The following is a 10,358-nucleotide window of genomic DNA, read 5'->3' on the forward strand; positions in this document are numbered from 1 at the left end:
ACCGGGCCTTGCCCGCGGCACACGGCCGCGTACCGCCCGAACTTAACCTGCGCGGGTGTCGTGCCTATTTGACCGGGCCCGGTTTGCCGGGAGAATGGCGATTCGGCTATATTCCTGCGCCTTTTTCCGTGTTCATGTTTCCAGGGACGGCCCTGACCAACGTACCGCGCCCGCGCACCATCCTGCGCGCCGTGACCGGAGTTCACCGATGCGACAGAACCAACTGAACGGCACCCTGTACCGCCCCGAATTCGAGCGCGACAACTGCGGCTTCGGCCTGATCGCGCACATGGACGGGGTGGCCAGCCACTGGGTGGTGGACACGGCGATCAAGGCCCTGGAACGCATGACTCACCGCGGCGCGATCGCCGCGGACGGCAAGACCGGCGATGGCTGCGGGCTGCTGATGAAGACCCCGGTGGCCTTCCTGCGCACACTGGCCGGAGAGGCCAGCATCGAACTGGCCGAGCGCTTCGCCGCCGGCATGGTGTTCATCAACCCGGACAAGATCGCCGAGACGCGCGCCACCGTGGAGGCCGCGATCGAGCGCGGCCCGCTGAAGCTTGCCGGCTGGCGCGAAGTCCCGGTCAATCCGGAAGACGCCTGCGGCGCCGAGGCGATGCAGAGCCAGCCGCACATCCTGCAGGTGTTCATCAATGCCCCGGCCGACATGGACGGCGACGCCTTCGAGCGCGCACTGTTCGTGGTGCGCCGCCGCGCCGAGATCGCAATGGGCGACGACCCGGTGTTCTATGTGCCGAGCCTGTCCGCGCGCGTGGTCTCCTACAAGGGTCTGGTGATGCCGGAGAACCTGCCGGTGTTCTACCGCGATCTACAGCGCCCGGAGCTGGAGACCGCGATCTGCGTGTTCCACCAGCGCTTCTCCACCAACACCTTCCCGCAGTGGGGCCTGGCGCAGCCGTTCCGCTTCCTCGCCCACAACGGCGAGATCAACACTGTGCAGGGCAACCGCAACTGGGCGGTCGCGCGCCAGCACAAGTTCGCCACCGAGAAGCTGCCGGAGCTGGCCGAGCTGGAGCCGCTGGTCAACCTGGAAGGCTCCGACTCGCAGAGCCTGGACAACATGCTCGAGGTCCTGCTGGCAGGCGGTATGGACCTGTTCCGCGCGATGCGCCTGCTGGTCCCGCCGGCGTGGCAGAACGTCGCGCACATGGACTCCGACCTGCGCGCCTTCTACGAATACAACTCCATGCACATGGAGCCCTGGGACGGCCCGGCCGGGATCGTGCTGACCGACGGCCGCTACGCCGCCTGCACCCTGGACCGCAACGGCCTGCGCCCGGCACGCTACGTGATCACCAGGGACCGCCACATTACCCTGGCCTCCGAGATCGGCGTGTACGACTACGCCCCGGAGGACGTGGTCGCCAAGGGCCGCCTGAAGCCCGGGCAGATGCTGGCCGTGGATACCGAGTCCGGCGAGCTGCTGCAGCCCGAGGACGTCGACCGCATCAACCGCACGCGCCAGCCCTACCGCCAGTGGCTGCGCGCCCACGTGAAGCACCTGAAGAGCCAGCTGGACGACAACCAGCTGTTCTCCGGCGAGCCGATGCCGGCCGAGCGCCTGGAGACCTACGAAAAGCTGTTCGACGTCACCTTCGAGGAGCGCGACCAGATCCTGCGCGTGCTGGCCGAGGCCGGTCAGGAGGCCGTGGGCTCGATGGGGGACGACACCCCGTTCGCCGTGCTCTCCAGCCACACCCGCTCGCTGTTCGACTACTTCCGCCAGCAGTTCGCCCAGGTCACCAACCCGGCGATCGACCCGCTGCGCGAGAGCATCGTGATGTCGCTGGAGACCTGCTTCGGCCGCGAGCAGAACCTGTTCGAGGAGACCCCGGACCACGCCCACCGCCTGGTATCCGACTCCCCGGTGCTGTCCGAGGCCAAGTTCCGCGAACTGTGCAACCAGACCGAAGACGCCTTCCGCGTCGAGCGCATGGACCTGAACTACGACGTCCATGCCGGCTCCCTGGAAGACGCCGTGAAGGCCCTGACCGACAACGCGGTAGAGGCCGTGCGCGGCGGTGCCGTGGTTCTGGTGCTGTCGGACCGCGGCATCGACCCGGAACGCCGCCCGATCCCGGCCGCGCTGGCCGTGGGCGCGGTGCATCACGCCCTGATCCGCGCCAAGCTGCGCACCGACGCGAACATCGTCGCCGAGACCGCCACCGTGCGCGACCCGCACCACTTCGCGGTCCTGCTCGGCTTTGGGGCCACCGCGATCTACCCGTACCTGGCCTACTCCGCGCTGCACGGCATGTGCGAATCCGGCGAGATCCCGAACGCCGACCCGCTGACCCTGGCGCAGAACTACCGCCGCGGCATCAACAAGGGCCTGTTCAAGATCCTGTCGAAGATGGGCATCTCCACCATCGCCAGCTACCGCGGCGCGCAGCTGTTCGAGATCGTCGGCCTGGCCGACGAGGTCGTGGACACCTGCTTCACCGGCACTACCAGCCGCATCAAGGGCACCCGCTTCGCCGATATCGAGGCGGACCTGGAGACGCTGTCCAGGCGCGCCTGGAACCCGCGCAAGAGCGCCGGCCAGGGTGGCCTGCTAAAGTACGTCCACGGTGGCGAGTACCACGCCTACAACCCGGACGTGATCCAGACCCTGCACCGCGCGGTGCAGTCCGGCGACTACGGCGTGTACAAGGAATATGCGGACCTGGTGAACGAGCGCCCGGTGACCGTGCTGCGCGACCTGCTGAAGGTCCGCGACGACATCGAGCCGATCGCGCTGGACGAGGTCGAGTCCGAGGCCGAGATCCTGCCGCGCTTCGACTCCGCCGGCATGAGCCTGGGCGCGCTGTCGCCGGAGGCCCACGAGGCCCTGGCCACCGCGATGAACCGCCTCGGCGGGCGCTCCAACTCCGGCGAGGGCGGCGAGGCCGTCTCCCGCTACGGCACCGAGCGCATGTCCAAGATCAAGCAGGTGGCCTCCGGCCGCTTCGGCGTGACCCCGCACTACCTGGTCAACGCCGAGGTGCTGCAGATCAAGGTCGCCCAGGGCGCGAAGCCCGGTGAAGGCGGCCAGCTTCCCGGCCACAAGGTCAACAAGATGATCGCGGAGCTGCGCTACTCGAATCCGGGCGTGGCCCTGATCTCGCCGCCGCCGCACCACGACATCTACTCCATCGAGGACCTGGCGCAGCTGATCTTCGACCTCAAGCAGGTCAACCCGGATGCGCTGGTCTCGGTAAAGCTGGTCTCCGAGGCCGGCGTCGGCACCATCGCCGCTGGCGTGGCCAAGGCCTACGCCGACCTGATCACCATCTCCGGCTATGACGGCGGCACCGGCGCCAGCCCGCTGACCTCGGTGAAGTACGCCGGCACCCCGTGGGAACTGGGCCTGACCGAGACCCACGCGACCCTGCGCGGCAACGACCTGCGCGACAAGGTACGCCTGCAGACCGACGGCGGCCTGAAGACCGGCCTCGACGTGATCAAGGCGGCGATCCTGGGTGCGGAGAGCTTCGGCTTCGGGACCGGCCCCATGGTCGCGCTCGGCTGCAAGTACCTGCGGATCTGCCACCTGAACAACTGCGCAACGGGTGTCGCCACGCAGGACAAGGTGCTGCGCATGAACCACTTCATCGGCCTGCCCGAGATGGTCATGCACTATTTCCAGTTCGTCGCCCGCGAGACCCGCGAGTGGATGGCGAAGCTGGGCGTGCGCAGCCTGACGGATCTGATCGGCCGTACCGATCTGCTGGAGATCCTGCCGGGCGAGACGCCGAAGCAGCAGCACCTGGACCTGAACGGCCTGCTGGCCAGTGGCGATCTCGACGACAAGCCGCGCTTCTGCAAGGAGCCGAAGAACGAGCCGTTCGACAAGGGCGAGCTGGCCGAGAAGATGGTCGCCGAGATGATCGAGACGATCGAGAACAAGGCCGGTGGCGAATACCGTTTCGACGTCGCCAATACCGACCGCTCGATCGGCGCGCGGCTGTCCGGCGAGATCGCCAAACGCCACGGCAACCAGGGCATGTCCGATGCCCCGATCACCGTGCGCATGAAGGGCACGGCCGGGCAGAGCTTCGGCGTCTGGAACGCCGGTGGCCTGCACCTGTACCTGGAAGGTGACGCCAACGACTACGTCGGCAAGGGCATGACCGGCGGCAAGCTGGTGATCCGCCCACCGGAAGGCTCGGGCTTCGCCAGCCAGGACACCACCATCATGGGCAACACCTGCCTGTATGGGGCAACCGGCGGCAAGCTGTTCGCCGCCGGCCAGTGCGGCGAACGCTTCGGGGTGCGCAACTCCGGCGCGATCGCCGTGGTGGAAGGCATCGGCGACCACGGCTGCGAGTACATGACCGGCGGCGTGATGGTGGTGCTGGGCAACACCGGCATCAACTTCGGCGCGGGCATGACCGGCGGCTTCGCGTTCGTGCTGGACCGGGAGAACGACTTCCCGGACCGCATCAACAACGAGCTGATCGACCTGCACCGCCTCGACACCGAGGAGATGGAGGCGCACCGCAACTATCTCGAGGAACTCATCACCGAGTTCGTGCACGAGACGGACAGCGCCTGGGGCCGCGAGATCCTGGAACGTTTCGACGACTACCAGGGCTCGTTCTGGCTGGTGAAGCCCAAGGCCTCCGAACTGCGGGGCCTGCTGGCCAACCTGCGCCAGGCCGCCTGACCCGCCCCACCCTTCGGCGGAACGTTGAAACGGGCCCCTCACGGGGCCCGTTTCATTTGCAGCCCCACAGAACCTGTGATGGCAGCACGCGCACCCTGACGACCACCTACGGCTCCGGGCTATCATGCGAAGCTGATCACCGGCACGACCCGAGGAGCACGCGGCACCCCCATGGCAGGTCTCATTCCACAGGCATTCATCGACGAGCTGCTCGAGCGCAGCGACATCGTCGAGGTGATCCAGCGCCGCGTGAGCCTGAAGAAGGCCGGGCGCGAGTTCGCCGCCTGCTGCCCGTTCCACGGCGAGAAGACACCGTCGTTCTACGTCTCCCCGCAAAAGCAGTTCTATCACTGCTTCGGCTGCGGGGCGCACGGTACGGCCATCAGCTTCCTGATGGAGTACGAGAACCTGAGCTTCCCCGAGGCGGTCGAGCAGCTGGCCGAGCTGGCCGGACTGGAGGTCCCGCGCGAGGCCGGGGGCGATGACAAGCGCGAGGCCCACGCACCGCTGTACGAGGCCCTGAACGCGGCGGCCGACTACTACGTGCAGCAACTGCGCCAGACGCCGAAGGCCGTCGAGTACCTGAAGAACCGCGGCATCGACGGCACCACCGCCCGCGACTACCAGATCGGCTGGGCCCCGCCCTCGGGCCTGATCGAGGCCCTCAAGCCACGCTTCACCCCGCAGCAGCTGGTGGATGCGGGCCTGGCCGCGCGCCGCGACGACGGCGGCATCCGCGAGCGTTTCCGCGCGCGCATCATGTTCCCGATCCGCGACCGGCGCGGGCGCATCACCGGCTTCGGCGGGCGCCTGATCGAAGACGGCGAGCCGAAATACCTGAACAGCCCGGAGAGTGAGGTCTTCCACAAGGGACAGACCATCTACGGCCTGTTCGAGGCGCGCAAGGCCGGTACCCGGCTGGATGACATCGTGGTGGTCGAGGGCTACATGGACGTGGTCGGGCTGGCGCGCGCCGGTTTTCGCCGCGCGGTGGCCTGCATGGGCACCGCCCTGACCCGCGCCCACCTGGACAGCCTGTTCCGCCAGGTCTCGCGCATCACCCTGTGCTTCGACGGCGATGCCGCGGGCCGCCGCGCGGCCTGGCGCTCGCTGGCCGAGGCGCTGCCCGCGATCCAGGGCCTGCGCGAGGTGCGCGTGCTGTTCCTGCCCGAAGGCGACGACCCCGACAGCCTGGTGCTGCGCGACGGCCTCGCCGGCTGGGAGGAACGCCTGGCCGGCGCCCTGCCCCTGTCCGAGACGCTTGTGCGGCTGCTGCGCGAGGAACACCCGACCGACACCGCCGAGGGCCGCACCCGCTTCGCACATGCCGCGATGAAGCTGGTGGCCACCACCCGCGATCCCCTGTTCCGCGACCAGTTGGTCGAACGCATCGCCGAGGAGACCCATCTCAGCCGCGAGCGCCTGGAACAGGCCCTGACCGAACCGGCGCCGGCACCCTCCGCGCACGATGTCCGGGACGAGCCGCGCGGCGGGCCGCCTGCACAGGCCCGCGCCGCCGGCGGCGAGACGCCCCCCGCCCTGTGGGGGGCCCTGCTGGCGCGCATACTGCAGCACCCCGACCTGGACTGGTCGCAGTCCGAGATCGTCCAGCTGGCCGAGCTGCACGGCGTGGCGGCGGCCACACTGCGCGAACTGCTCGAGGCCCTGCGCGAGCACCCTGCACGGCATACCGCCGGGCTGCTGGAACGGTTTCGCGACCAGCGCCATTTCCAGCGCCTGATGGCGCTGGCCCACCAGGAGCTGGGCGATCGCGAAGAGGCCGTAACCCGTCAGACCGCCGTCGACTGCGCCCGCCAGCTGCTGCGCCAGCACTATCGTGCACGGATTCGCGAACTCACCCGCCCTGGCGCCGAACTGGGAACGGAACAACGCGCCGAGCTGGCTCGTCTAACCCAGCAATTGCAGAAATTCGATGCGCCGCGCCAGGAGAACGTCGAGTAGGGACCACAGCCAGCCCCCCGACCCTTGAAGCGCCGGCATTTGCCCGCATTCTGGAGACATGCCTGTCGCCTTCGCCACGGCGGCGGTCAGGTGCCGTTGACCGGAAAATCGGTCAGGCAACCAGCAATATAAGAATCTTCTGCTACAATGTAGGATTATTTTTTGGCCGACTCGACTTCCCTCGGAGTACTACCGCAATGAATCGTGAAGAGCAGCAATCCCAGCTCAAGGAACTGATTGCCAAGGGCAAGGAGCAGGGATACCTCACGTATACCGAGGTGAACGACCACCTGCCCGACTCGATCATCGACTCCGATCAGGTCGAAGACATCATCGCGATGATCAACGACATGGGCATCGCGGTGCACGAGCAGGCCCCGGACGCCGACAGCCTTCTGCTGTCCGACGGCTCCGTCTCCGCCGACGAGGACGCCGAAGATGCCGTGGCCGCGCTGGCCTCGGCCGACTCCGACTTTGGCCGCACCACCGACCCCGTGCGCATGTACATGCGCGAGATGGGCACGGTCGAGCTGCTGACCCGCGAAGGCGAGATCCGCATCGCCAAGCGCATCGAAGAGGGCCTGATGCAGGTCCTGTTCGCGCTCGCCCATCACCCGGGCGCGATCGAACAGCTGATCCGGGAATATGACCGCATCGTCGAGAACAACGGCCGCCTGACCGACCTGGTCGTGTCCTTCATCGACCCCGACAACCACGCCGACGGCGAGGCGGTCGCCCGCGGCCTGGTGACCCCCGAACAGGCCCAGAAGGCCCAGGACGAGCTGAAAGCCGCCGCCGCGGCCGCCGCCGAGCAGCAGGCCAACGCGGACATCGACGCCATCGCGGACGAGGTCGAGGACGCCGAGGAAGACGAGGAAGCCGCCGAGCCGGTGGACACCGGCCCGGACCCGGAAGAGGCCCGCGAACGCTTCGACAAGCTGCGCAAGCTGCACGCCAAGGCCCACAAGGCCTTCGAGAAGGGCAACCGCGAGGCCTACGCCACCGCACGCGAGGCCACGGCCAAGTATTTCATGGAGTTCAAGCTGGTGCCGCGCATGGTCGACCAGCTGACCACCCAGCTGCACGGCCGCATCGACCAGATCCGTCGCCATGAGCGCCGCATCATGGACCTGGCCGTGGAACAGGCACAGATGCCGCGCAAGGCGTTCATCGACAGCTTCCCGAAGAACGAAACCAACCTTGGCTGGATCAAGGAGGCCTGCAAGGCCAAGGGCAAGTACACCAACGCCCTCGCCGAACACGAGGACGAGATCGTACGCCTGCAGAAAAAGCTCGCCGAGATCGAACACGACGCCAGCCTGAGCATCTCCGAGATCAAGGACATCAACCGCCGCATGTCCATCGGCGAGGCCAAGGCCCGCCGCGCCAAGAAGGAGATGGTCGAGGCCAACCTGCGCCTGGTGATCTCCATCGCCAAGAAGTACACCAACCGCGGCCTGCAGTTCCTTGACCTGATCCAGGAAGGCAACATCGGCCTGATGAAGGCCGTGGACAAATTCGAATACCGTCGCGGCTACAAGTTCTCGACCTATGCCACCTGGTGGATTCGTCAGGCCATCACCCGCTCCATCGCGGACCAGGCCCGGACCATCCGTATCCCGGTGCACATGATCGAGACCATCAACAAGCTCAACCGCGTCTCCCGCCAGATGCTGCAGGAGATGGGCCGCGAGGCCACGCCGGAAGAACTCGCCGAGCGCATGGAGATGCCCGAGGACAAGATCCGCAAGGTGCTGAAGATCTCCAAGGAACCGATCTCCATGGAGACCCCGATCGGCGACGACGAAGACTCCCACCTGGGCGACTTCATCGAGGACGAAAAGGTCGCCTCGCCGTCGGACTCCGCCGCGCAGGAAAGCCTCACCGAGGCCACCCGCGAGATCCTGTCCACGCTGACCCCGCGCGAGGCCAAGGTCCTGCGCATGCGCTTCGGCATCGACATGAACACCGACCACACCCTCGAGGAGGTCGGCAAGCAGTTCGACGTCACCCGCGAGCGCATCCGCCAGATCGAGGCCAAGGCCCTGCGCAAGCTGCGTCACCCGACCCGCGCCGAACTGCTGCGCACCTACACCGACGCCGAATAACCGGCGTCCCGGCCCAACGGCCGGAACCTGCCCTGCCGCTGCGGCGCCATCTCCCCCTTTCCGGGTAGAATGGCGCCGCAGTCGTTTGTACCCTCCCCGAATACGGGCCTGTAGCTCAGTTGGTTAGAGCAGGGGACTCATAATCCCTTGGTCGTCGGTTCGAGTCCGACCGGGCCCACCACTCGCTTGCGCTCGCGCTGGGCGGGTCGGACTATTCCAGTCGCGCGCCTGCCGGCGCACGCCGTTCCGGCCTCGCGAAGCCAGGCTTCGCGCCGCTACGCGACCGGCCTCCACCCAACCGGGCCCACCACTCGCTTACGATCCTGCTGGACAGGTCCAGCCATCCCAGTCGCGCGCCTCTCGGCGCACGCCGTTACGGCCTTGCGAAGACATGCTTCGAGCCGCTACATAGCCGGAGCCCACCCAACCCGTGCTTGCTCCCAGACCCGGTGCGCTCAGGCAGTCTCGGTGGTGATGAGACCGCGCTGGAGATCGACGATGATCCGCTGGCCCTCGATGACCGTGGCACAGGCCAGCAGGAAGATTTCCACGAACTCGTTGCGCTCCTCCTCCGGCATCTCCGAGGAGGTATTGGAACCATTGAAGGTGCCGAACATGGTGTCGTGGGCGCCGGCCGAGTAGAGGATCAGTCGCTGCATAGCGGTCTGGTCGTCCGGCGATGGGGCCGCGGTATCCAGGACCGGCTCGCCCAGCTTCTGCTTGATGGTGGCATAGAGGTGAAACAGGTATTCCGCCGCGCTCTGGCGCCCCCGCCGATCCTGCAGGGTGAAATTGGCCGATACCGCCTGGCCACTGCGAGCCCGCAGCACGATGTGTTTCGGCTCGGGCTGATCGTCGGCGTACGGGTTCAGGATGTGGGCCACGGTCTCTCCAGGCGGCATGGACAAGCCGAGGAGACTACGAGACGCCCTGCGATATTTCCACGGCGGCCCCGCAAGCCAAGGGGTTATCCATAGTGCTTCAGGGCCTGGTGAGCCTGTGATCAATCGCGTTTCGGCGCCGGATACGCGCTTCGTTGATTGGCTTCACAGTCGCCAGCCGTTCGGGCCCACCCCGCCTTCGCCCGAAGGCACTAGGAGTCTGTCGGACTTGGGACTGATCTGCTGCGCGCGTGGGAGAGTGGCCCCTTTTTCCGTTATCTCTCGTTACATAGTCCCCGTTATGCGCCTCGAGAGACCAAAAAAAATGGTTCATCGAGCATTACCGGGGAAGGCGGCGCGGATTTTGAGGAAGAAGTAGTCCTGGTCGCGGTAGCCGTAGGCGCGGCGTTTGATCACCTTGATGGTGTTGTTGATGCCTTCGACAACGCTGGTGTTCAGCCGATGCCGGCAGCGCGAGACGATGCCGGGCAGATAGGGTTCCAGCAACCGCGCGAAGCGCTGCAGGGCCTGGATGCCACTCTCCTGTGCCTGCTGTACCCAGTGTCGCCAGGCCTGCCAGGTCTGTTCCGGACGGCGCTGGAACCAGAGCCGCTTGAGTTCGTCGCGTAACAGATAGACCGTCAGCAACGCCTGGTTGGCCTGCAACAGCTCGCCCAGACGCACCGCCTGGCCGGTGTTCAGCGACGCCTGGTTGCGCAGCAGCAGCCAGCGACT

Annotated in this window: 5 protein-coding genes and 1 tRNA gene; 4 read left to right on the forward strand and 2 right to left on the reverse strand. The window is 66.9% G+C overall.

Annotation, left to right across the window (positions count from 1 at the left end; all coding sequences use genetic code 11):
• Positions 1-208 precede the first annotated feature (208 nt).
• The 4 genes from gltB to D000_RS0108720 all read left to right on the forward strand — a co-directional run bounded on the left by gltB (position 209) and on the right by D000_RS0108720 (position 8,923).
• Positions 209-4,672, forward strand: a complete 4,464-nt coding sequence (gene gltB, locus D000_RS0108705; RefSeq protein ID WP_018873148.1) for a glutamate synthase large subunit — start codon at positions 209-211, stop codon at positions 4,670-4,672.
• 171 nt (positions 4,673-4,843) lie between these two features.
• A complete protein-coding gene (gene dnaG / locus D000_RS0108710) occupies positions 4,844-6,634 on the forward strand; it encodes a DNA primase (protein ID WP_018873149.1) in 1,791 nt (596 codons plus the stop codon).
• A gap of 197 nt (positions 6,635-6,831) precedes the next feature.
• Complete coding sequence (gene rpoD, locus D000_RS0108715; protein ID WP_018873150.1) at positions 6,832-8,742, forward strand: RNA polymerase sigma factor RpoD; 1,911 nt, start codon at positions 6,832-6,834, stop codon at positions 8,740-8,742.
• 104 nt (positions 8,743-8,846) lie between these two features.
• Positions 8,847-8,923, forward strand: a tRNA-Ile gene (locus tag D000_RS0108720).
• Between the two features lie 274 nt (positions 8,924-9,197).
• On the opposite strand, the gene D000_RS0108725 is transcribed toward D000_RS0108720, so the two are convergent.
• Together D000_RS0108725 and D000_RS0108730 are read right to left on the reverse strand one after the other, a co-directional pair.
• Positions 9,198-9,626, reverse strand: coding sequence for a hypothetical protein (locus D000_RS0108725; RefSeq protein WP_018873151.1), 429 nt, complete (start codon positions 9,624-9,626; stop codon positions 9,198-9,200).
• A gap of 327 nt (positions 9,627-9,953) precedes the next feature.
• Positions 9,954-10,358: ISL3 family transposase (locus D000_RS0108730; protein WP_018873152.1), on the reverse strand; the 405-nt coding region annotated here is incomplete at its 5' end.

It is taken from the genome of Thioalkalivibrio sp. ALJ16 (genome assembly GCF_000377345.1).
Taxonomy (GTDB): domain Bacteria; phylum Pseudomonadota; class Gammaproteobacteria; order Ectothiorhodospirales; family Ectothiorhodospiraceae; genus Thioalkalivibrio.